We start from the raw sequence: 21,349 nt of genomic DNA on the forward strand, positions 1-21,349 counted from the left end.
ATGGTGCGCTCGTAGCCGGCGTCGCCGACGGGGAAGCGGTCCAGCGCGTAGGAGCTGTCCGGGCCGGTGTCGCCGGTCGTGGTGAGCGACACCGCGATGGCACCGATCGACTTCTTCGCGTCGCCCGAACGGACCTGGCCCCTCGCGCCGGTGCCCGTCGCGTCCGGGGCGGGGCAGGAATGGCTGCCGCCGATGTGGATGTGCTGGGGGTGCGGCAGTCCCGGAGCCAAGCCGTGGGTGACGATCCGGATGCTCAGCAGGTTCCCCCGCAGGGTCGCGGTGGCTGTGCCGCTCGCGCCGGATCGGTTCACCGGTCCGAGGTCGGCGATCAGGTAGGTCGGCCCGTCGGCGGGCGTGTCACCTCGTCCGTGCGGCGTCGAGGCCGCGTCGGCGGGCGGCACGAGCGGGTGGCCGGTGTCCNCACCGATGCTGTCCGCACCGATGCTGTCTGCGCCGACCGGGGCTGCCCCATCCGGGCCGGATACTGCCAGGACCGGGAGGACGGCGAGGGGAAGCAGGCCCACGCCGATTCCCGGGATGATCCCCCTGAGACCTCGTCGCATCCNCGGACTCCTTTCGGGCGGTGGACCGTGGCTGCATCGTGATCGATCAGGTGCGTAGGGTGGCGGCATCAGCCAAGGCCATGCGCGCCCATCCGTCAACGCGATGATGAGCCGGTGGAGGGAGCCCGCCGCGGCGCCGCCCGGATCGGGGATACGGGTGGACCCGGATCGGGGGATGCGGGTGAAGGCCGGCCGCGCAGCCGGCACATCACCCGATCGGGCCAGCCGCGGCGGCGATGTGGGCGCGTTGCGGTGGGAGGTCCGTTGTCGGCCGGTCGAGACGCTTTACCGGCAGGTCAGCGGGTATGCGGCCCACCCGGACGGGGGATAGCTTCATGACGATGGACGGCCTGGGGAGGCGCGGGATGGCGCTCGGTGGCCGCATCGACCGGGCCCAGCAACGCAACCGTGGGGTCGGCTTCGTCATCGCCGTCATCTACAAGTTCGCCGACGATCAGGGCGGCTACCTCGCCGCCCTGATCACCTTCTACGCCTTCCTGTCGCTGTTCCCGTTGTTGCTGCTGCTCACGACCGGGCTGGGCTTCGTCCTGCACGGCCATCCTGACCTGCAGGAACAAGTCGTGACCTCCACGCTGAGCCAGTTTCCGATCATTGGTGATCAGCTCCGCGACGACGTGCAGGCACTCAAGGGCAGCGGCGTCGCCGTCGCCGTCGGCGTCCTCGGCGCCATCTCCGGCAGCCTCGGCGTCGCCCGGGCGATCGGCAACGCCCTCGACACCGTCTGGGCGGTGCCGCGCCGGGCCCGACCGAACCCGTTCTTCGCCCGGCTGCGCAGCCTCAGCCTCATCGGCCTGCTCGGCCTCGGTGTGCTGATGACGACGGTGCTCTCCAGCGTCACGACCGGGGCCTCGGCGTTCGGCCGGTTGGCCGCCGGGTTCCAGGTGCTCGCGGTCGCGATCTCCACGGCGGGCAACGCCGGCCTGGTCCTCGTCGCCTTCAAGGTCCTGACCGCCCGGTNCGTCCGAGTGCGCGAGATCCTGCCCGGAGCGGTGTTCGCGGCGCTCGGCTGGCAGCTCGTGCAGACCCTGGGCAGCTACTACATCGCCCACCAGCTCAAGGGCTCCACCCAGGTCTACGGGCTGTTCGGGCTCGTTCTCGGGCTGATGACCTGGCTGTACTTCCTCGCCGTCGTCGTGGTTGTCGCCATGGAGATCAACGCGGTGCGGGCGGGCCGACTCTACCCGCGGGCGCTGTTGACCCCGTTCACCGACGACGTCGAGCTGACCGATTCCGACCGGCGGGCCTACACCTCCTACGCCAAGGCGGAGCAGTTCAAGAGCTTCCAGCAGGTGGACGTCACCTTTACCGACCTGCCCGACCAGCAGCGCCCGGCGAGCGACCCGCTGTCGGCGATCCCGGGCGTGGGTCGTGACCCGACCGCCGCCGCGGACCCCGNTCCATCCGTCGAGGGCGTCCCCGATCCGTCCGCCGAGGCCGTCCCCGATCTGTCGGCCGACAGGGTTCCCGGTCCGTCGGCGGATGTGGATCGCGGCCATCTGCCCTAGTGGATCTCGGCCAGGAGTCCGGGCGCCGCCGCGACACCGCCCGGATGGCCCGTCAAGCCGGGGAAGGTGTCGGCCGCGGTCCCGGATCGTCCGGGATCCGGACCGGCGCGAGCAGCACGGCGGTGGGGTCGCCGCCCGGCCCGCCGACCACCGCAGGCCACAGGCCGTCGTTGACGCAGTCCCGTGCGACAGCGGCAGCCCAGGCGGGGGGCGCGCTCAGGGAGACGAACCGGCCCCGGTCGATGCCGAGGATCACGTGTGCCCCGATCAGCGCATGGCGCAATGCCTGCCCGTGAGGGGCCCGGGCGGCCCACCCTACCGGGATCCGTCCGTGGGCCTCGTCGGCGTGGGGCGGCCAGCCTGAGATGTTGACCAGCTCCGCNCGCAGGCGCAGCAGCGGGTGTGGACCGGGATAAAGCCCAGCGCTCAGTCGCAGTTCCGCCCGGGCGAACCAGGTGTCCCAGGTAATCCTGGTCGGCGCCGTCCCACCGTGATCCACGGTCCGGACCTGACGGCCGGACGGCGCACTGAGCCGCACCGTGTGCGCCCCCGACCGGGCCACACCCGGCCCGCCCGCCGCCGCGCCGGCCGGCTCCCAGGGGGCCGGGCGGGGGGCACTGAGATGAGGTAGCCAGCCGCGAGGCCATGTTCCGGTCGACGGAGTCGAGGGATGAGTGATCGGGCCGGGGCCCGCCGCGAGCAGATCCGCGATCGTCACGTCCTCATCGACCTCGTGGGGCAGAAACTCGGCCTGGTCGTCGGGGTCGGCGTCGAAGGCCACCTCCGGCCCGACGCTGGCACCGCCCGATCGGAGGACCTGCTGCTCCCGCGTCGTGATCTGCAGCCAGCGGACCTGCGCGGTCAGCACGGCGTCGGGGCCCGCCTCCAACAGGCACTCCGCGTGGACGTAGGCTCGGTCAGCCGGATGGCGCGCGGCGTAGGCGGCCGGGGTCAGCACCCCGACGAGTCCGCCCGATCCGCCCCGACCGGGCCGCACGCGATGGCCCGGATCGTGCCGGTAGATCGTCGCGTCGGCGATCGCCGCCGCCCGGTCCAGCCGCGCCTGAACCGTCCTCATCGCTGGCCTCCTTCACGCTGGTCAGAGGACGCTGATCGCTTCCCCGGCGTGGACCAGCACCGCGTCGCCCGCCCGGGCTCGGACGAGGGCGAGACCGATCTCCTCGGTGCCGGCCGCTGTCCGGACAAGTGCGACCCCGCCCGGCAGGCACCGGACGATCTCGGCCTCGATCGTCTCCTCCGGTCCGGCGAGCTGCCCCGCCGCGCCACACACCGGCGCCTCGGGGCCCGGATGGGCCGCTGCCTGCGCGGCCTCCCACGTTGACAGCCGCTCGGCTCCCGTACATGCGGCTTCGTCCCCCGCATCGGTGACGCGCGGCGTGCGCCGTTCGGGGGACGCCACGGCGGTACTGGACGCCACGGCGGTACCAGACGCCACGGCGGGACCAGGGGTGTCCCGCCGCCGACGTGGCGGTCTGCTGGCGCGTCTGACCTGCTCGTTCATCGGTCATCACCTCGATACAGGTCTACCCGGCGCAACGGTACGACCCACGCTCTGAGGTCACCAGTCGGCTCGGACGGGTCCGCGGCCGCGCGATCGGGCAGCATGGGAGCGGTGGGAGTAAAGACGACCAACGACGGCGAGGCGTTCGACCGGCTGTGTGCCCTCGTCGCGGCAGGCGGCGTCGCCGTGGTGAGCGGGGCGGGGATCTCGACCGATTCCGGCATCCCCGACTATCGGGGCCCGAACGGGGCACTGCGCCGCCACACCCCGATGACCTACCAGCAGTTCACCAAGGAACCGGGGGCTCGTCACCGCTACTGGGCGCGCAGCCACGCCGGCTGGCGGCAGGTCGCCCGGGCCGAGCCCAACCCGGGCCACCGCGCGGTGGCCCGCCTGGAGCAGGCGGGACTGGTCACCGGCATCATCACCCAGAACGTCGACGAGTTGCACCAGCGCGCCGGCTCCCGCCATGTCATCGATCTGCATGGAAGCCTCTCCCGCGTGGTGTGCGGCGACTGCGGGCAGGTGAGCCCGCGCCTCGACCTCGACGAGCGGCTGACCGCGGCGAACCCGGGCTTCCGCATCTCCGGAGCCCCCACCAATCCGGACGGTGACGTCACCCTCTCGGCGGAGGCGGTCGCCCGCTTCGTCATGGTCGACTGCCGTGGCTGCGGCGGTGAGCGGCTGGAACCGGACGTGGTGTTCTTCGGCGCCACTGTGCCGCGACCCCGCGTGGCGCAGGCATTCGATCTGGTCGAGAGCGCGCGTGCGGTGCTGANCCTGGGATCGTCGCTGACGGTGATGTCCGGCTACCGGTTCGTCCTGCGGGCGGCCGAGCTCGACATCCCGGTCGCGATCGTCAACCAGGGGCCCACCCGTGGGGACAGCCGGGCGACGGTCCGTGTCGACGCCCCCCTCGGGACGCTGCTGCCGCGGCTGGCTGCCGCCGTCACCAGCGGCGAACGAACGCTCGCGCCGTCACGGACCGTGCCGTCCCTGGCCCTGTCGGGGGATTCGCCCGCTGAGCTGTGAGGATGGGGAGATGCGATCGGTCTCCCGCCCCCAGCCCGCGAACCTGGCGTTTCGTCGTGCCACCGACAGCGCCGCCGAGGCGGCGGCGATCGTCGCTCTCGTCGAATCCGCGTACCGGGGGGAGTCCAGCCGGGCGGGGTGGACCACCGAAGCGGACCTGGTCGGGGGCCAGCGCACGGATGTCGAGGAGGTGCGTGCCGCCCTGACCGCCCCACACGGGACAGTCCTGCTCGCGGAGGAGCCCTCGGGTCTCCTCGTGGGCTGCTGCCACGTGGAGCGTCGGATCGAGCCGCGGGCGCATGGCGGAGCTGGTGTGGTCCAGACGGGTGAGTTGGTGGCCCAGCCGGGCGAGGACGAGGGGACCACCGCAGCGGGGATCACCGCGGTGACGGGGGCCTACTTCGGCATGTTCGCCGTCAGCCCCACCCGGCAGGGGGCCGGAGTGGGCGGGGCGCTGCTGCGGCTCGCCGAGCGGCACGCCGTCACCGCGTGGTCGGCGTCGTGGATGGAGATGCAGGTCATCGCCCAGCGGAGCGAACTCATCGGCTGGTACCGCGGCAAGGGATACCTCCCGACCACCGCCACCCGACCGTTTCCGTACGCCGACGAGCGGTTCGGTCGGCCGCTGCGGCCCGACCTCTACTTCATCGTCCTGCGCAAGCCGCTGGCCTGACGTCGCCGATCCGGCGAGCGGGCACGACGTCCGATTCCCGCCAGCATCCGGAGGCGGTCGCGCCGAAAGTGGGGGCATGAGGACGGACGAGGGCCGCTACGAGGCGGTGGCCAGCCGGGATGCCCGATTCGACGGCGCCTTCTACTTCGCCGTGACCACCACGGGCATCTACTGCCGTCCAAGTTGCCCGGCGGTGACGCCGAAGCGGACGAACGTCCGGTTCTTCCCGACGGCCGCGGCGGCGCACGGTGCCGGCTTCCGGGCCTGCCGGCGGTGCCGGCCGGACGCGGTGCCCGGCTCCGCCGAGTGGGACATCCGCGCTGACGTGGTCGGCCGGGCGATGCGCCTGATCGGCGACGGTGTCGTCGATCGGGAAGGCGTGGCCGGCCTCGCCGCGCGGCTGGGCTACAGCGCGCGCCAGCTCCACCGGCACCTGACCGCAGAGGTGGGCGCCGGGCCGCTCGCCCTGGCCCGAGCGCGGCGTGCGCACACCGCGCGGCTGCTGCTGCAGACCACCGCGCTGCCCGCCACCGAGGTGGCCTTCGCCGCCGGCTTCGCGAGCGTTCGTCAGTTCAACGACACCATCCGAACGGTCTATGCCGCGACGCCTCTCGAGCTGCGTGGTCCACGGCCGCCGCGGACCGTCCCGCCCGGCCCGAGCCGCGGCGATGGGGCGGGTCCGGGCGGCCGACCCGACGAGGGTGGCCTCACCCTCCGGTTGGGCTACCGCCGGCCCTACGAGGCGGGTCACCTGTTCGACTACCTCGCCGACCGGGCCCTGCCCGGGGCGGAGGAGGTCGTGGGCGAGCGAGGACGGCGAACCTACCGGCGCACCCTGCGCCTGGCCTGCGGCCACGGCGTGGCGGAGGTGGCCGAACGCCCGGCCGGCGACGACGTCGGCTGGCTGGACTGCCGGTTGATCCTGAGCGACCTGCGGGACCTCGGCAGCGCCGTCAGCCGGCTCCGTCGGCTGTTCGACCTCGACGCCGATCCGCTCGCCGTCGCCGACCGGCTCGCCGGCGATCCCGCCCTGGCCGCGCAGGTGGGCCGCCTACCCGGACTACGCGCCCCCGGTGCCGCCGACCCGCATGAGCTCGCCGTGCGGGCCGTGCTGGGCCAGCAGGTGTCGGTGGCCGCCGGGCGGCGCCTGGGCGCGGTGTTGCTGGCTGCCTACGGCGATCCGCTGCCCACGCCGAGCGGCGGCCTGACCCTGCTGTTCCCCCGGGTCGACACCCTCGCCTCGGCCGGTCTGGCGGACCTGGGGATGCCGGCCGTGCGCCGGGACGCCGTGCGGACGCTTGCCGGCGCGCTTGCGGACGGCTCCGTGGTCCTCGACGCCGGGGTGGACCGCGACGAGGCGCGACGGGCGCTGCTGGCGCTGCGCGGCATCGGGCCCTGGACGGCGGGTTACCTGCGGATGCGAGCCCTCGGCGACCCCGATGTGCTCCCGCCGGGCGATGCGGCCCTGCGCGCCGCGGACCGCCGCGGCGACGTCGACCTGGGTCGCGCCGCCGCCTGGGCGCCCTGGCGCAGCTACGCGGCGCACCACGTGTGGGCTGCCGCAGCCACCCGCGGCGACCCACCCACGATGACCCGCGCGGGTCTGCACGCCGGCCGTGCCCGCCGAGCCGGCACGCGGCGGAAGCCGGCTGCGGGCCCGGTTCCTGGTCCGGGTTGACCACGCGCGTCGAAGCAGTCCCGAAGGATGGGATCGGATCGGAAGGGGAGCGGTGATGCTTTACACGACGTTGGCCAGCCCGGTGGGCGAGCTGCTGCTGGTGGGGGCCGCAACGGACCAGGCCCCCGGCGGGCTCGCCCTGGCCTCGCTGTCCATGCCAAGGCAGCGTGGCGCAGCGGTACCCGCGCCGCACTGGCGCCGCACCCCCGAACTCTTCGCCGCCGCCGCCGAGGAGATCGAGGAGTACTTCGCCGGTGAACGGCACGCGTTCACCCTCACCCTGCGGACCGGCGGCACCGGCTTCCAGGAGCGGGTGTGGCGGGCGTTGGAGGCGATTCCCTACGGCGCGACGATCAGCTACGGCCAGCTCGCCGCCCGCGTCGGAGTCGGGCGCGGCGAGGTGCGCGCGGTCGGCGCGGCGGTTGGTGCGAATCCGCTGCTGCTGGTACGACCCTGCCACCGGGTGATCGGCGCGGACGGCACGCTGCGCGGCTTCGCCGCCGGGCTGGACCGCAAGGAGTTCCTGCTGCGCCACGAGGGCGCGCTCGCACCGACGCTGGACCTCGCCGGCGAGGCCACCGCGGCGAGCGCACCGGCCGGCCCGGCCGTGGGGTTCGGATGACGGCACCGCAGCCGGTCGCCGGAGCCGAGGAGCGCGTACGGGCCATGGACTGGGCGGCGATCGGCGCGGAGCTGGATGCCACCGGCTGTGCCCTCGCCGGCGCGGTGCTCACCGGGACGCAGTGCCGCGACCTCGTGCGTCTGTTGGAGGAGCCCGCCCGCTTTCGGTCCACCGTGGACATGGGACGCCACCGGTTCGGGTCGGGGGAATACCGCTACTTCGATCAGCCCCTTCCCCCGCCGGTCCGGGCCCTGCGCGCGGCGTTCTACCCGTTCCTGCTGCCCGTCGCCCGGCGGTGGGCCGCCCGGCTGGGCCGGTCCGCACCGTGGCCGGACACCCTCGACGCCTGGCTGGCCGACTGCCACCGCAGCGGGCAGTGCCTGCCCACGCCGCTGCTGCTGCGCTACCGGGCGGGCGACTGGAACGCGCTGCACCGCNACCTGTACGGCGAGCTGGTCTTCCCCCTGCAGGTCGTCATCGGCCTCGACACCCCCGGCGCGGACTACACCGGTGGCGAGTTCCTGCTCGTCGAGCAGCGCATGCGGGCCCAGTCCCGGGGCACCGCCCTCACCCTCCGGCGCGGGCATGCCCTGATCTTCACCACCCGGGATCGGCCGGTCCCCTCCGCGCGCGGCTGGTCCGCCTCGCCCATGCGGCACGGAGTCAGCACCGTCCGATCGGGCCGGCGTCACGCCCTCGGCCTGATCTTCCATGATGCCGCCTGATCGGACTCCCGGGTGCAGTCCGCGACGAGCGCGGGGCCGCAGCCGACCACCCGGGGCACGCCGACCACCCGGGCCAGGATGTGTCAGGGCTCCCAGCCGGGCATAGTCGACGTCGGCGTGCACCCCCTCGTGCGTGCCGGCCAGACGACGATCGGAGCGGCCGATGACCACCATCCAGGACCCTCACCTGTCGGCGATCCGCGACGTCGAGCCGGCGACGCACCAGGGCTGCGGCGAATGTCTGCGCACCGGCGGCCGCTGGGTACACCTGCGGCTCTGCCTGACCTGCGGCAACGTCGGCTGCTGCGACTCCTCGCCGGCGCGGCACGCCAGCGCCCACGCCGCCCACCACGGCCACCCCATCGTCCGCTCGTTCGAACCGGGCGAGGACTGGCGCTGGTGTTACGTCGACGAGGCGTTCGTCTGACGAGTCCCCAGGGCGGCCCGCCCCGCCCCCCAACACCGCCGCCGCACCGTAGATCAAGGACCGACGTGGATGCAGGTGGACCACTTGGAGGGTCTGGTCCTCCACCGGACCCAGGGTGGCGATGACCTGCCGGAAGCCGNCCAGGTGAAACGCCGCCCCCAGCTGGATAGCCTCGTCCCAGAGCCGCAGGCCGCCCTGCGCCGTCGAGCCACACCCTCGGTCTGATCTTCCACGATGCCGCCTGATCGCACCACGCCGTCGGGCGCATTCCTGNGGTCCTTCGTCGTGACGATCATCGTGCGGCGGCCTATCTCACGATCTGGAGGACGGCCATCATGCCCATGTCCTCGTGGTTGAGGATGTGGCAGTGCAGGACCGTCTTTCCGGTGAAGTCGGTGAAATGGATCCGCACGACCACCTCTCCCCGCGCGGGGAGGTTCACGGTGTCCTGCAGGCTCAGTGCGTGATGNGGTACGCCGTCGATGCTCATCACCTGGAAGCGGTTGGTGTGCACGTGGAAGGAGTGCTGCTCGTCGGATTCGTTGCGGATAGTCCATTCTTCGACCGTGTTGAGCCTGGACCGGATGTCGACCCGGTTTTCGTCGAAGGTCCGACCGTTGATGTAGAACTGGGTTCCGGTGCTCTTCTCCNAGAAGACGATGGTGTGGCGCGCGGCGATGGGAGCGCGGCTCAGGTCCACCCGTGTTCTCGGGTCGAAGGTGGTGGGCAACACCGCCGGTCGCATCGCCGGACCGCTGGAGACGACGGTGGCGAGGGTCTGTCGGGGAAAACTGTTGCCTGCCGGTCCGGTGCTGTATTCGAGGGTTTCCAGTGCGGTGCGGCCGGCCGGGCCGCCCTGCACGAGCACGTCATAGCGGGCGCCGGCCGGAATGACGAGAGAGTCCGCGGACCAGACCCGGGTGACGGGGCTCGCATCCTGCGTGATCACGTGGAACCGCTGCCCCGGCAGCCGCAGTCGGTAGTAGATGTTGGCGCTGATGTTGGCCAGCCGCCACAGCTGGGTCTCGCCCGGCCTGATCTGGATGGTCGGGTTCTGCTGGCCGTTGACCGTGCGGTTCGTCGCCGCTCCGATGTGCAGGTCCTCGGTCCGGATCGCGTCGCCCTGGACCTGGAAGTCCTTCAGGGCGACGACGTGCTCGGTGATGTGACGCAGATTCGGCGGCAGGTACCGCTGCAGGCCGTCGACGATGATGGTTCCCGACATCCCTCCGGCGACCTGCGACGCGGCATGCGGATGCCCATGGGAATGGTACCAATAGGTCCCCGGCGTCAGGGTCCGAGGGAACTGGTATACGTAGTGGTACGTCTCGCCCGGATGGATGTGGATGAAGACGTTGTCGGAGTTTCCGGCCGGCGACACGTGCAGCCCGTGGATATGCAGGTTCGTGTAAGGACGGACGCGGTTCACCATCGTCAGATCCAGCCGGTCACCCGGCCGGAATCGCAGCGTCGGCGGCATGTACAGGCCGTTGTAGGNCAGCGCCCACAGCCGGTGGCCGGCTAGCTCGACCTGGCGGCGCTCCACGACGATANGGACCCGCAGGACGCCGTCCTCACTCACGTATTGCGGCGGCTCCCGAAGCGGCTGTCCCGACGGCGGCGTGGGCGCCGCCGTCGGCACGGACATGCCCGGCTGATTGGCGCCGACCATCACAATGGCACCAATCAATGCCGCAATCGTGAGTCGTGCGGCTCGGTGTCGAGAAAGCATCACGCCCCCCAGCGGCGCACGCGGACGCCACCGCCCCGGTCGGATGTCGTCGGGATCGGTCGGATTGTTTTTACCCGACTTCGGCCACCGATAATCCGGGATGGACGGGACGGTCGAATCACCCGTGCGCGCGGACGGGTTGAAAGACCGACGTATGCGCTGATGCGAGCTGTTCCTCCCACATCGGTCGGGCGAGCCCGCCGAGGCACGTCCACGTTCGTCGGACACCCCCGCGGAGGCCGCCGTCCGATCCGACGGCCTCCGCGCACGTGGCGTGGAGGTCAGCCCTTCACGCAGAGGACGGCGTGCAACTGAGCGACGATCTCGACGAGGTCGCTCTGGCGGGCCAGGACGGTGTCGATGTCCTTGTACGCCGCGGGGATCTCGTCGAGAACGCCGGCGTCCTTGCGGCATTCCACCCCGCGGGTCTGGGCGGCGAGGTCGTCGACGGTGAACGTCCGGCGGGCCCGGTTGCGGCTCATCGTGCGGCCGGCGCCGTGGCTGGCGGAATGGAACGAGGCGGGGTTTCCCCGCCCGCGGACCAGGTAGGACCGGGTTCCCATCGAACCCGGGATGATGCCGTATTCCCCGTCCCGGGCCGAGATGGCGCCCTTGCGGGTGACGAGCACGTCGGCGCCGAAGTGGTGCTCCTCGGCCACGTAGTTGTGGTGGCAGTTCACGAGGGCGAAGTCGCGGTCGCCGGCATGCGGGCCGTCGGCCGGCGGGGTGGGCACGCGCAGCCCGGGCAGCGGGCCGCGCAGCGCCTCGACGGCGGCGGCGAGCATCAGGTCCCGGTTGCGCCGGGCGTACGTCTGCGCCCAGTCCAGGTCGTGGCGGTAGGCGGCCATCTCGGGGGTGCCGGCGAGGAACACGGCGAGGTCGCGGTCGGCCAGGCCGGCGTTGTGCTCGAGCTNCTTGGCGACGCGGATGTGGCCCTCGGCGAGCTCCTTGCCGACATTGCGCGAACCGGAGTGCAGCATGATCCAGACCGCGTCGTCGGTGTCCAGGCACACCTCGAGGAAGTGGTTGCCCGAGCCGAGGGTGCCGAGCTGGTTCATGGCCTTCGCCAGCCGCCCGGCCACGCGGGGGTGCAGCGCACCGAACGCGCTCCACAGGTCGTCCTGGCGCCGGGCCCGCGCGGTCGGCTCCCGGTGGCTGGTCATCCCGACCGGGACGGCCGCCTCCAGCGCGGCCCGCAGCGGACCGAGATCGTCGGGCAGGTCGGCCGCGGTGAGGTTGGTCCGCGCCGCGGCCATCCCGCAGCCGATGTCGACCCCGACGGCGGCGGGGGAGACGGCGTCGCGCAGGGCGATGACGGAGCCGACCGTCGCGCCGTAGCCGAGGTGCACGTCGGGCATCACCGCGACGTGATGATGGATATAGGGCAGGGACGCGACATTGCGCAACTGGTCCAGCGCGGCGCTCTCGACCTCCTCGGGCCGAGTCCACAGCCAGATCGGATGCGCCGCTGCGCCGAGCGTTGCGACGGGGCTCATCGGATGGTTCCTCCGCTCGACGGGGGTGGGTACGTGCTGTTCACTTCTGGCCGACCGAACGCATTCATCGCGGCGGCCCGGAATCAGGGCCTCGCGTCGGAAGTTCCCCGTCCCGCCCGTCGCCGGAGGCGCTGGAACAAGCCGACGGATGGATTTCACCGGCCACGGCATCCCCGGCCTTGTGTATTCATGCAAGTTCCGCCGTGCCCTTGCCACCGTCTTCAGCGAAGGTGCTCGCCCGGTCCGGAAGTCCGCATCGAAACCGTTCCGCTCCGCCTGTTCAGGATGCCCGGTCCACGGCCGCCCGGCGAATGATTTTCCGGTCCCAGTTCGGCAGTCCGTCGGGTGGGGTCGGCGGGTCGACACATCGGCGGGTCAGCGCGGCGTGTCGCGGCCGCCGGCCGGTAGCAGGGGGGCGGCCCGCAGCAGGGCCAGCAGCGGCCGCAGGTCCTCGGGGACCGGCTCGGAGAAGGTCCGCACGGTGCGTCCGCCCTGCTGGTCGACCCGCGGGGCGCGGTCGACCTCGGGGGTGCGGTCGATCTCGGAGGTGTAGTCGATCTCGGGGGTGTAGTCGATCTCCAGGGTGTAGACAAAGCGGTCCGCGCCCCCGCCCCGTCCGTCGTCGGCCGGCTCGCCCCGCGGCGCGGCCCCGCCTGCGCCGCCTGTCCCGCCTGCGCCGCCTGCGCAGCGTGTCCCGCCTGCGCCTCCTGCCCCGCCGGCCCGCCGGGCTGGCGCGCTGCCCGGTGAGACCGCTCCGCGCACCAGTTCGCGCAGCCGGGCGGCCTCCGGCTCGGGCAGATCGGCGCTGTCGAGCCCCCGCCGGACCGGCCGTCCCAGCAGCCCGCCGGACCGTTCCAACACCACCCGGACACGTTCCGCCTTGCCAGCCATGGGGCCATTGTGCGCCGACGCGGGCCGGCGACCACCCCGCATCGGGTGTCCACCGGTCCGGTCCGGCGGGCCGATCGGGCCGACCAGCGGGCCCCTTTCCGGTCGGTCGGACGGCCCTTGGTGGATCGCCGGCGGGCGGAGCTCAGGGCTGCGGCCGAAATGTTCTCCTAACCTGCGGGCGCCGTAACGGCCACTCGGGTTTCGGTCGAGTTCACAACGGTGACCGTTTCCTCTCGATGGTTTCCGATCGTAGGACGTCCTTGGAATCGGCGGGCCGCCGGCCGGGTAGGAGTACGACGTGAATGAAGCATGGGGATCCGGCGTTCTCGTCGAACCCGGACCGCGTACTCTCTTACCGGTATACCGGTCTTTTTTTCGATGGTTTCCGATCGTAGGACGTCCTGCGATCTTCCGGTGGGGGAGAGGTACTCGGTATGAATGTCGTACGCGGGCCGGGGCTGATCGCGGAGCGGCCGGCGCGGCCGGCACGGCCACCGGAACCGGCTGCGGCCGTCGCCGCACCCCCGGCGGTGCCGCCGCCACCACAGGAGCCGGCCGACTCCGGTGTGCGGTTGCTCGCGCCGGACGGCACCCGGGTCACCGACCCGCGCTTCGCCGTCCTCGCCGACCACGACCTGTGCCGGGAGTTCTACTCGTCGATGGTGCTGGCGCGCCGCCTGGACGAGGAGGCCACGGCCCTGCAACGCCAGGGTGAGCTGGTGCTCTGGATTCCGCTGCGCGGACAGGAGGCGGCGCAGGTCGGATCCGCGGCGGCGGTCCGGCCGCGCGACTTCATCTTCCCCAGCTACCGCGAGCACGCCGTCGCCTGGCACCGTGGGGTGCCGGCCGCCGAGGTCATCCGCCTGCTGCGCGGGGTGAGCCACGACGGCTGGGACACCGCGGAGCACAACATGGCCAACTACACGATCGTCCTCGCGTCGCAGACCCTGCATGCCGTCGGCTACGGCATGGGCATGGTGCTCGACGGCACGGTCGGCAGCGGCGATCCGGACCGCGACGGCGCCGTGCTGGTCTACCTCGGCGACGGCGCGATGAGCCAGGGCGACGCCAACGAGGCGTTCGTGTGGGCGGCGAGCTTCGGCGCCCCGGTGGTGTTCCTCTGCCAGAACAACCAGTGGGCGATCTCCACCCCGACCCGGCGGCAGTCGACGATGCAGCTGGCCCGGCGCGCCGACGGGTTCGGCTTCCCCGGCGTGCGCGTCGACGGCAACGACGTNCTCGCCATGCACGCCGTCACCACCTGGGCGCTCGAGCACGCCCGCGGCGGCGGTGGCCCGGTGCTCATCGAGGCCAACACCTACCGGATGGCGCCGCACACCACGTCGGACGACGCGACCCGGTACCAGCCGGCCGAGGAGCTCGCCGTCTGGCGGGCGCGGGACCCCATCGAGCGACTGCGGCTGCTGCTGGCCGCCGACGTGGCCGCCGGCTGGTTCGACGAGGTCCGCGAGCACGCCGACGACGCCGCCGCCGACCTGCGCCGAGCATGCCTCGCCATGGACCCGCCGGCCCCGGTGACCATGTTCGACAACGTGTACGCGGACGAGACGGCCGACCAGCGGGCCCAACGGGAATGGTTCACCGCCTACCGGGACTCCTTCCTGTAGTCGACCTCGGCCCACGGGCGACCTATCCTTGGTTCGAATGGGCTTCCCAGCAGGGAAGGTCCGTGACGACCCCCGAAGGGCATGCGGTGCGACAGCCTGTGTCGACCTCGCCGGGTGAGCCGGGTGAGGTGGCTGGCCACGGGGCGCAGGCGGCGGAGGTGCCCGGCCAGCCGGCCGCGGCCGGCGCTTCGACCTCTCGTGCCGGCGCCGCCGCCGGCGTGCTCCCAGGCGCCGCGGCTGATCTGGCCGCGGCTGCCGACTCGACGTTCGCCTCCACGAACCCGGTCACCGGCGCGGTCGTCGGCCACTTCCCGGTGTGCTCCCCGCGGCGGGTCTCGGCCGCGGTGGCGGCGGCCCGCGACGCCGCCCCCTGGTGGGCCGGGCTCGGCGCCGCCGCGCGCCGCGATCACCTGCTGCGCTGGGCGGCTCACCTCGCCCGCCACGACCGGGAGCTCGTCGAGCTCCTGCATGCGGAGAACGGCAAGACCGCCGCCGACGCCCGCATCGAGCTGCTGCTCACCCTGGAGCACATCCGCTGGGCGGCGCGCCACGCCGGGCGGGTGCTGCGGACGCGTCGGGTCCTGCCCGGCCCGTTCCTGGCCAACTACACCGCCCGGGTGGAGTACCGCCCGCTCGGGGTCGTCGGGGTGATCGGTCCCTGGAACTACCCGCTGCTGACTCCGGTCGGCTCGATCGCCTACGCCCTCGCCGCCGGCAACCCGGTGGTGTTCAAGCCCAGCGAGTACACCCCGGCGCTGGGCAGTCGGCTGGCGCAGTCCTTCGCCGCAGCGAACCCGGACGCCCCCGCCGGTGTGCTGGGCGTGGTCACCGGGTTCGCCGACACCGGCGCCGCGCTCTGCGCCGCGGGCGTCGACAAGATTGCCTTCACCGGTTCCGCGGCCAGCGGCCGCATGGTCATGGCGACCTGCGCGCAGTCGCTGACCCCGGTCGTCATCGAGTGCGGCGGCAAGGATCCGTGCATCGTCGCCGACGACGCCGACGTGGTCGCCGCCGCCCGGGCGGCCGTCTGGGGGGCGATGGCGAACGCCGGGCAGACCTGCGCCGGCGTCGAACGGATCTACGTCACCGCGGCCGTCGCCGAGCAGTTCCTCGCCGAGGTCCGCCGGGCTCTGGCCGCGGTGCGGCCGGGGGACGGTCCCGGCGCCTCCTACGGCCCGATGACGATGCCCGGCCAGGCCGCCGTCGTGCGCCGCCACGTTTCCGACGCGCTGGCCCGCGGCGCGACGGCCCTGCTCGGCGGCGTCGACGCGGTGGGCGAGACGTTCATCGCCCCGATCGTCCTCGTGGACGTCCCCGAGGACAGCCCCGCCGTGCAGGAGGAGACCTTCGGTCCCGTTGTCACCGTCCGTACCGTCGCCGACGTCGACGAGGCCGTCGCCCTGGCCAACGGCACCCCGTACGCGCTGGGGGCGACCGTGTTCTCCCGCCACCGCGGCGACGAGATCGCCCGCCGGCTCGACGCCGGCATGGTGTCCGTCAACGCCGTACTCTCCTTCGCCGGGATTCCCGCCCTGCCCTTCGGCGGCAGCGGCGAGAGCGGGTTCGGCCGGGTGCACGGCGCCGAGGGGCTGCGCGAGTTCGCCCGCCCCCGCTCGGTGGCCACGCTGCGTCTGCCGCTGCCCGGCATGACGCTGACCACCTTCCAGCGCCCGCCCGGGCTGCTGGCCGCGGTGAGCTGGGTCGCCGGCCGCCGCCACGGCCGCGGCCCGTCCGCCCGCCGCGGTCGCTGACCCGAGGCTCGCGTCCCGAGGCCCGAGGCCCGAGGCCCGCGTCCCGAGACAGCCCGTTCCGAGGCCCGCGTCCCGAGGCCCGCGTCCCGAGAAGCCCGTTCCGAGACAACCCGTCCCGCGAGGCCGGACTGGCCGGCTGCCGGGCGATTGCGGTCGAACCGGGCGACATAGCGCCCATAGACCCTGCCGGGGCGGCGGCCGTCGAAGAGGGCATCTAGCGTGGTCGGGTCAACACGGAACTTGGGGGGTCTCATGACTCTACGTCGCGGACTTGCCGTTTCAGTGATGATCGGTGCACTCGTACTGGTAGGCGGACTCGCTGGCAGCGCCTCGGCCGCGCCGAGTGCGGCGGGAGCGCCCGCGCTCAGCGTCGCGAAGGCGTCGTCGGTCGTGCGCGCCGCCGGTTACACGCCGATCTCGCTGGGCGGCTTCGACCAAAACAGCGATCTCAGTGTGATCGTCGGGCTGCGCTCGACCTCCGCGGACGGGCACCCGCAGCGGGCGTTCTTCTTCCACCGCGGGGCGTACATCGGCAACGACGCGCAGCAGTCGAGCGCGACGATCCGCTGGATCTGGTCCACCGACCGCGTGGTGGCTCTGCAGTACGACCTGTACAAGCCGGGCGATCCGATGTGCTGCCCGACCGCCGGCGGGGCCACCGTCCGCTACCAGTGGAACGGCTCGTCGGTGACGCCGCTCGACCCGATCCCGAGCGCCGCCTTCGCTGCCCCGGCGGGCCGCCGCTGACCGTTCTCCGGTGCCCGCGGCGCGCCAGCCCCGTGGGTGCCTTGCCCTTCCAGAGGGATGAATCGGACACGGAACCCCCTGGAAGGGCAAGGCAAGGGGCGGCGAGGCCGGACGCGCTGGTGGTGCCGGCGCCTGCTTCAGGCGTGGCGCCCGGGTCCGGCGGAGGTGAGCTCGGCGACTGCCCGCGCCACCGGCGTCTCGCCGCTGACCAGCCCGGCGGTGATCCCGGCCGTGCCGGCGGTGGTGAGCAGGGCGGCGAGCACCGCGGCCACATCCGCGCGGGAGATCTCCCCGCGGTCCACCCCGGCGGCGAGCCGCACCCGGCCGGTCGGGTCGTCGTCGGTCAGCCGGCCCGGGCGGACGATGGTCCAGTCCAGATCGCGGCCGCGGATCGCCTCTTCGGCCGCGGCCTTGGCCCGCAGGTAGGCCGCGAACACCGCGTCTGTGCCCGGTGGCGGCGGTCCGTCGACGCCGACCGAGGAGACCAGCAGGTAGCGACGGACCCCGGCGAGTTGCGCCGCGTCGGCGAGCAGTACCGCCGCGGCCCGGTCGACGGTGTCCTTGCGGGCCGCGCCGCTACCCGGTCCCGCGCCGGCCGCGAAGACGACGGCGTCCGCGCCGCGCACGTGCTGCGCCAATGCCGCGGCGTCGATCGACTCCAGGTCGGCGACGACGGGCTCGGCGCCCGCCGCGCGGACGTCGTCGCGCTGGTCGGGGTTGCGGATCAGTCCGATCACCGTCGCGTCCTGCCCGCGTAGCCGGCGGCTTAGCAGCCGGGCGATCCGGCCGTGTGCCCCCGCGATCACGATCCGCACCCGTTGCTCCTCCCAGCCGTTCCGCGCCCGTCGGCTCAGTGTCCCTCTGCGGCCTCGACCAGCTCGGTGAGCACCCCGCCGAGCCCCTTGGGATGGACGAAGGCGATCCGGCTGCCGGCGGTGCCGTGCACCGGCGTGGAGTTGACCAGGTCGAAGCCGGTGGTGGTCAGCGCGGCCAGGGCGCTGTCGATGTCGGCGACGCCGTAGGCGATGTGGTGGATGCCGGGGCCCCGCTTGGCCAGGAACTTGCCCACCGGGCTGTCCTCGCGCAGCGGCTCGAGGAGCTGGACGTAGGAGTTGCCGGCCTCGCCGCTGTGTACCAGCAGCATCGCCTCGCGCACGCCCTGGCGGTCGTTGTCCTCCTGGTGCACGACCTTGAGGCCGAACGCCTCCTCGTAGCGCGGAATCGCCTCGGCCAGTGAAGCCACCGCGATTCCGACATGGTCGATCCTGGTCAGCACAACGCTCTCCCTGCTCCGCCGGCCCGGCGGCTGGATCCTGCCGATGATGGCGGCCGAGACGGGCGGCGTCCGGGCTCGGCTCCGCCGCCGAGCTCCGCCCCNCCGCAGACCTCGGCCTCGAGGAAGAGAGTGCCCGTTCGCGATCCCCGCGTCGACCGATGTGGGCAGGTGGCGCAGGTGACGGCGGTCGCGGTGGGTCCGCGGACGCCCGCCCGGCCGGGGTGTCACCTTCCGCACCGGGTCGGAGGATCGTCCGAGGGCGCACGGTGGGCCGAAGCGACCCGTATCGGCCCGCTGTCCGGAACGTCNTAGAGTCGTCTGTTATCAGCCTTGCTCCCGGCGTCGAGCCACTAACGTGAGGGTCACCTTGTCCACGACGCGTCGCGATCCATCCGCGCTCCGTGCGGCCCGCGGAACCACGTATCAGATAGGTGAGGTGGCCGAGCGGGTCGGGCTCTCGTTGCGCACGGTCCGGTACTACGAGGAGGCCGGGCTGCTCACGACCGCCGGCCGTACCCCCGGCGGATTCCGCCTTTACGGCGACGAGGCCGTCGACCGGCTGTTGGTCATCAAGAAGATGAAATCCCTCGGGTTCACCCTCGAGGAGATGCGCTCGCTGCTGTCCGTCCGCGACGAGTTGTCTGACCCGAAGATCTCCGATGCCCGTCGGGCCGAGCTGCGCGAGTTGCTGCGCACCTGGGTCGTGCTGGCCGAGGAGAAGCTCGCCACCCTGCGCCAGCAGGCCGGCGTTGCCGAGGACTTCGTCATCGGCCTGCACGGCGACGCCGACCGGTCAGCCTGACCCAGCGCTAGGCGTCCCCTCCGGCCGGCGGCTGCGCCTGGGCGTGTCGTGCCAGGTCACCGGCTACGGTAGGTCGGTGGGGCACATCAGCCCGCCGGGCCTGCCGGCTACGCGAGGTGACGGAGCAGGCTCTGTCGTCTGCTGCCCGGCCCCGGTTTCGCCGTGTTCGGAGAGTCCGCCGACGCTCGCCGTGGTCCCGCCCCGCTCCCGGCAGGGAGGGGCGCGCGTGGGGGCCTCGGGAAGCCGGATCCGCAGGGGACGCGCGGTCGGTCAGGGATTACCAGATCTTTACCGCTTGTGTGTAGCCGCGGATTGCCCACGCGTAGACGCTAGATATCTGAACACCAGCCGCCGAGCTCACCTGATAAGGGTTGAATTGTCCACAACCAGCAGCGCCAGGTCTTCCGCCGACGCCCGCGACGGGCGCTACGAGATCGGCGACGTNGCCACCCTGGTGACCTTGTCCCTGCGTACCGCCAGGTTCTACGAGGAGGCCGGCCTTCTTGTCGCCGTGGGCCGCTCGGAGGGTGGTTTTCCACTCTATGACGACGATGCCCTCGATCGATTCTTTCTGATCAAGAAGATGAAGCCGCTGGGTTTCACGGTGGAGGAGATGCGCTCGCTGCTTACCCTGCGTGAGCGGATCACGCAGCCGGGGCTGCCTCCTCAGTTGCGCGCCGAGTTGCACGACCGGCTGCAGACCTGGGTCAGCCTGGCCGAGGAGAAGCTCGCCTCGCTGCAGGAGCAGGTCCGCCTCGCCGAGGACTTCATGATCGGCCTGCGGGACGACACGGCCCGGTCGCTGCGGACCGACGGCGACGCGGGCGGGCCCGACCGCGGCGGTCCGGCCCCGGGACTCGCCGGCGGTCGGCTGGACCTGGACGACTCGTTCCTCGACTTCCTCGACGACCCGCTCGGCGGCGACGACCGCTGACGCGCGGGGCGCGCGGCGCGCTGGCCGCGGTGGGGACCGGCGCCGCGGCCTGGCCGCGTCCTGTCTGTGGCCTGTCTGCGGCCTGTCTGCCATGAGCAGATCTGCCGCAGGCAGACCGCCGGTCCGGCGGCGGCTTTCCCGGTGACCCTGGAAGGGCCGGCCCCTCGTCGTACGCGACGAGTCCCGACCCGGTCGGCGGGAGGACACGTTTCATGATCGAGATATCGACGGCGCACGCGGGGCCCGGCCTCGGCCGGCCGCGAAGCCCGATCGCCCAGGCCGCCGGCGCCGGCACCGCCGACGACCAGGTGTTCGGCCGGCTGCTGGAGAACCGCATCGTCTTCCTCGGCGCAGTGGTGGAGGACGCCGTCGCCAACGCGATCAGCGCGAAACTGCTGCTGCTCGCCGCGGAGGACCCGACCTCCGACATCCACCTCTACATCAACTCGCCGGGTGGTTCGGTGAGCGCCGGCATGGCGATCTACGACACGATGCAGTACGTCGGCAACGACGTGGCCACCGTCGCGCTCGGCTTCGCCGGGTCCATGGGCCAGTTCCTGCTCTGCGCCGGCGCCGCGGGCAAGCGGTACGCCCTCCCGCACGCGCGGATCATGATGCACCAGCCGCACGGCGGCATCGGCGGCACGGCCGCGGACATCTCCATCCAGGCCGAGCAGATGCTGTACACGAAGCGGACGCTGCAGCAGCGCATCGCCTTCCACAGCGGGCAGACCGTCGAGCAGATCGAGGCCGACTCCGACCGCGACCGGTGGTTCACCGCCGAGGAGGCCCGCGACTACGGGCTGGTCGACCACGTCGTCGAGCGGGTCGACCAGGTGCCCAGCGGTGTCGGCGGCGCCGGCATCGGCCTACGCCGCGCGGCCGGCCGCACCGGCTTCGGCCCGGCGGGGGGTGCCCGATGAGCGCCGCCCGCCACGTCCTGCCCAACATCGTGGAGCGGACGTCGCGCGGCGAGTACTCGATGGACCCGTACTCGAAGCTGCTCAAGGAGCGGATCGTCTTTCTCGGCGTGCAGATCGACGATGTGTCGGNGAACGACGTGATGGCGCAGTTGCTGTTCCTGGAGTCGGAGGATCCGGACCGGGACATCTCGATCTACATCAACTCGCCGGGTGGGTCGTTCACGTCGTTGACGGCGATCTACGACACGATGCAGTTCGTGCGGCCGGACATCTCGACGATCTGCATGGGGCAGGCGGCGTCGGCGGCGGCGGTGCTGCTGGCGGCGGGGACGCCGGGCAAGCGGTTCGCGCTGGCCAACAGCCGGATCCTGATCCATCAGCCGTCGGCGCAGGGGGAGGGC

The 21,349-nt window shown here is 72.6% G+C and carries 18 protein-coding genes and 12 pseudogenes; 19 read left to right on the plus strand and 11 right to left on the minus strand.

Going from position 1 to position 21,349, the window contains the following annotated elements; all coding sequences use genetic code 11:
• Positions 1 to 928: 928 nt before the first annotated feature.
• Together FF86_RS41775 and FF86_RS41780 are read left to right on the plus strand one after the other, a co-directional pair.
• Positions 929 to 1,541, plus strand: a 613-nt coding sequence (locus FF86_RS41775; protein ID WP_242418288.1) for a YhjD/YihY/BrkB family envelope integrity protein, incomplete at its 3' end; no start/stop codon positions are given.
• Position 1,542: 1 nt separating this feature from the next.
• Positions 1,543 to 1,979: pseudogene (locus FF86_RS41780) on the plus strand (YihY/virulence factor BrkB family protein); the annotation flags it as partial.
• Between the two features lie 162 nt (positions 1,980 to 2,141).
• On the opposite strand, the pseudogene FF86_RS41785 reads toward FF86_RS41780, so the two are convergent.
• Positions 2,142 to 2,471: pseudogene (locus FF86_RS41785) on the minus strand (hypothetical protein); the annotation flags it as partial.
• Between the two features lie 717 nt (positions 2,472 to 3,188).
• Positions 3,189 to 3,527, minus strand: a complete 339-nt coding sequence (locus tag FF86_RS06330; protein WP_236705828.1) for a HypC/HybG/HupF family hydrogenase formation chaperone — start codon at positions 3,525 to 3,527, stop codon at positions 3,189 to 3,191.
• Between the two features lie 186 nt (positions 3,528 to 3,713).
• Here FF86_RS06330 and FF86_RS06335 point away from each other — a divergent pair.
• From FF86_RS06335 to FF86_RS06360, 8 genes and pseudogenes are all read left to right on the plus strand, one after another.
• Positions 3,714 to 4,389, plus strand: a 676-nt coding sequence (locus FF86_RS06335) for a Sir2 family NAD-dependent protein deacetylase (RefSeq protein WP_242418272.1), incomplete at its 3' end; no start/stop codon positions are given.
• A gap of 1 nt (position 4,390) precedes the next feature.
• Positions 4,391 to 4,643 (plus strand): annotated as a pseudogene (locus tag FF86_RS41790) (NAD-dependent deacetylase); the annotation flags it as partial.
• A 10-nt stretch (positions 4,644 to 4,653) separates the two neighbouring features.
• Positions 4,654 to 5,316, plus strand: a complete 663-nt coding sequence (locus tag FF86_RS06340) for a GNAT family N-acetyltransferase (protein WP_055407114.1) — start codon at positions 4,654 to 4,656, stop codon at positions 5,314 to 5,316.
• Positions 5,317 to 5,392: 76 nt separating this feature from the next.
• Positions 5,393 to 6,994: an AlkA N-terminal domain-containing protein gene (locus FF86_RS06345; protein ID WP_082121713.1), complete on the plus strand. Its 1,602-nt coding sequence runs from the start codon at positions 5,393 to 5,395 to the stop codon at positions 6,992 to 6,994.
• A gap of 55 nt (positions 6,995 to 7,049) precedes the next feature.
• Complete coding sequence (locus FF86_RS06350) at positions 7,050 to 7,616, plus strand: methylated-DNA--[protein]-cysteine S-methyltransferase (protein WP_044884138.1); 567 nt, start codon at positions 7,050 to 7,052, stop codon at positions 7,614 to 7,616.
• A partial coding sequence (locus FF86_RS41795) for a 2OG-Fe(II) oxygenase (protein ID WP_242418273.1) occupies positions 7,613 to 8,053 on the plus strand: 441 nt, incomplete at its 3' end. The genes FF86_RS06350 and FF86_RS41795, both read left to right, overlap by 4 nt.
• 1 nt (position 8,054) lies before the next feature.
• Positions 8,055 to 8,341: pseudogene (locus FF86_RS41800) on the plus strand (2OG-Fe(II) oxygenase); the annotation flags it as partial.
• Between the two features lie 163 nt (positions 8,342 to 8,504).
• Positions 8,505 to 8,768 carry a UBP-type zinc finger domain-containing protein gene (locus FF86_RS06360; RefSeq protein WP_044884041.1) on the plus strand — a complete coding sequence of 88 codons (264 nt, stop codon included), beginning with the start codon at positions 8,505 to 8,507 and terminating at the stop codon, positions 8,766 to 8,768.
• A gap of 307 nt (positions 8,769 to 9,075) precedes the next feature.
• Here FF86_RS06360 and FF86_RS41805 read toward each other — a convergent pair.
• The 7 genes and pseudogenes from FF86_RS41805 to FF86_RS06375 all read right to left on the minus strand — a co-directional run.
• A partial coding sequence (locus tag FF86_RS41805; protein ID WP_242418289.1) for a multicopper oxidase domain-containing protein occupies positions 9,076 to 9,237 on the minus strand: 162 nt, incomplete at its 5' end.
• A 1-nt stretch (position 9,238) separates the two neighbouring features.
• Positions 9,239 to 9,418: pseudogene (locus FF86_RS61935) on the minus strand (multicopper oxidase domain-containing protein); the annotation flags it as partial.
• Position 9,419: 1 nt separating this feature from the next.
• Positions 9,420 to 10,265: pseudogene (locus tag FF86_RS41815) on the minus strand (multicopper oxidase family protein); the annotation flags it as partial.
• A 1-nt stretch (position 10,266) separates the two neighbouring features.
• Positions 10,267 to 10,314, minus strand: a pseudogene (locus FF86_RS61940) (hypothetical protein); the annotation flags it as partial.
• A 467-nt stretch (positions 10,315 to 10,781) separates the two neighbouring features.
• A partial coding sequence (locus FF86_RS41820) for an RtcB family protein (RefSeq protein WP_242418274.1) occupies positions 10,782 to 11,413 on the minus strand: 632 nt, incomplete at its 5' end.
• A 1-nt stretch (position 11,414) separates the two neighbouring features.
• Positions 11,415 to 11,996 (minus strand): annotated as a pseudogene (locus tag FF86_RS41825) (RtcB family protein); the annotation flags it as partial.
• A gap of 375 nt (positions 11,997 to 12,371) precedes the next feature.
• On the minus strand, positions 12,372 to 12,887 hold the full coding sequence (locus FF86_RS06375) for a hypothetical protein (protein ID WP_199865335.1): 516 nt from the start codon (positions 12,885 to 12,887) through the stop codon (positions 12,372 to 12,374).
• 434 nt (positions 12,888 to 13,321) lie between these two features.
• On the opposite strand from FF86_RS06375, the gene FF86_RS41830 reads away from it, so the two are divergent.
• The 4 genes and pseudogenes from FF86_RS41830 to FF86_RS06390 form a co-directional block, all read left to right on the plus strand.
• On the plus strand, positions 13,322 to 14,124 hold an 803-nt coding region (locus tag FF86_RS41830), incomplete at its 3' end, for a thiamine pyrophosphate-dependent enzyme (RefSeq protein ID WP_396229785.1).
• A 1-nt stretch (position 14,125) separates the two neighbouring features.
• A pseudogene (locus FF86_RS41835) lies at positions 14,126 to 14,515 on the plus strand (thiamine pyrophosphate-dependent enzyme); the annotation flags it as partial.
• 158 nt (positions 14,516 to 14,673) lie between these two features.
• Entirely contained in the window at positions 14,674 to 16,266 is a 1,593-nt protein-coding gene (locus FF86_RS06385; protein WP_052680992.1) for an aldehyde dehydrogenase family protein, read from the plus strand.
• Positions 16,267 to 16,551: 285 nt separating this feature from the next.
• The gene (locus tag FF86_RS06390) at positions 16,552 to 17,013 is read left to right on the plus strand and encodes an LppP/LprE family lipoprotein (RefSeq protein ID WP_313949807.1); all 462 of its coding nucleotides are present in this window, start codon (positions 16,552 to 16,554) and stop codon (positions 17,011 to 17,013) included.
• Positions 17,014 to 17,150: 137 nt separating this feature from the next.
• Here the strand turns inward: FF86_RS06390 and FF86_RS06395 are convergent, their stop codons facing one another.
• Entirely contained in the window at positions 17,151 to 17,828 is a 678-nt protein-coding gene (locus FF86_RS06395) for an NAD(P)-binding oxidoreductase (RefSeq protein ID WP_044884038.1), read from the minus strand.
• A 35-nt stretch (positions 17,829 to 17,863) separates the two neighbouring features.
• Entirely contained in the window at positions 17,864 to 18,289 is a 426-nt protein-coding gene (mce, locus tag FF86_RS06400) for a methylmalonyl-CoA epimerase (RefSeq protein WP_044884037.1), read from the minus strand.
• Positions 18,290 to 18,656: 367 nt separating this feature from the next.
• On the opposite strand from mce, the gene FF86_RS06405 reads away from it, so the two are divergent.
• The 5 genes and pseudogenes from FF86_RS06405 to FF86_RS06420 all read left to right on the plus strand — a co-directional run.
• Positions 18,657 to 19,091 (plus strand): MerR family transcriptional regulator, encoded by a 435-nt coding sequence (locus tag FF86_RS06405; protein ID WP_041940731.1) that lies wholly within the window; start codon positions 18,657 to 18,659, stop codon positions 19,089 to 19,091.
• A gap of 445 nt (positions 19,092 to 19,536) precedes the next feature.
• Positions 19,537 to 20,025 (plus strand): annotated as a pseudogene (locus FF86_RS06410) (MerR family transcriptional regulator); the annotation flags it as partial.
• A gap of 212 nt (positions 20,026 to 20,237) precedes the next feature.
• Positions 20,238 to 20,948 carry an ATP-dependent Clp protease proteolytic subunit gene (locus FF86_RS06415; RefSeq protein ID WP_052680980.1) on the plus strand — a complete coding sequence of 237 codons (711 nt, stop codon included), beginning with the start codon at positions 20,238 to 20,240 and terminating at the stop codon, positions 20,946 to 20,948.
• Positions 20,945 to 21,077, plus strand: a pseudogene (gene clpP / locus FF86_RS41845) (ATP-dependent Clp protease proteolytic subunit); the annotation flags it as partial. The gene FF86_RS06415 and the pseudogene clpP, both read left to right, overlap by 4 nt.
• A 1-nt stretch (position 21,078) precedes the next feature.
• Positions 21,079 to 21,349 (plus strand): annotated as a pseudogene (locus FF86_RS06420) (ATP-dependent Clp protease proteolytic subunit); the annotation flags it as partial.

This window comes from Frankia sp. CpI1-P (assembly GCF_001421075.1).
Taxonomy (GTDB): Bacteria; Actinomycetota; Actinomycetes; order Frankiales; family Frankiaceae; genus Frankia; species Frankia torreyi.

What these genes read in the sequence shown, in the direction of transcription:
- FF86_RS06340 (WP_055407114.1), top strand. Translation starts at nt 4,654, where the DNA reads ATGCGATCGGTCTCCCGCCCCCAGCCCGCGAACCTGGCGTTTCGTCGT.
- FF86_RS06345 (WP_082121713.1), top strand. Translation starts at nt 5,393, where the DNA reads ATGAGGACGGACGAGGGCCGCTACGAGGCGGTGGCCAGCCGGGATGCC.
- FF86_RS06350 (WP_044884138.1), top strand. Translation starts at nt 7,050, where the DNA reads ATGCTTTACACGACGTTGGCCAGCCCGGTGGGCGAGCTGCTGCTGGTG.
- FF86_RS06360 (WP_044884041.1), top strand. Translation starts at nt 8,505, where the DNA reads ATGACCACCATCCAGGACCCTCACCTGTCGGCGATCCGCGACGTCGAG.
- FF86_RS06375 (WP_199865335.1), bottom strand. Translation starts at nt 12,887, where the DNA reads ATGGCTGGCAAGGCGGAACGTGTCCGGGTGGTGTTGGAACGGTCCGGC.
- FF86_RS06390 (WP_313949807.1), top strand. Translation starts at nt 16,552, where the DNA reads ATGATCGGTGCACTCGTACTGGTAGGCGGACTCGCTGGCAGCGCCTCG.
- FF86_RS06415 (WP_052680980.1), top strand. Translation starts at nt 20,238, where the DNA reads ATGATCGAGATATCGACGGCGCACGCGGGGCCCGGCCTCGGCCGGCCG.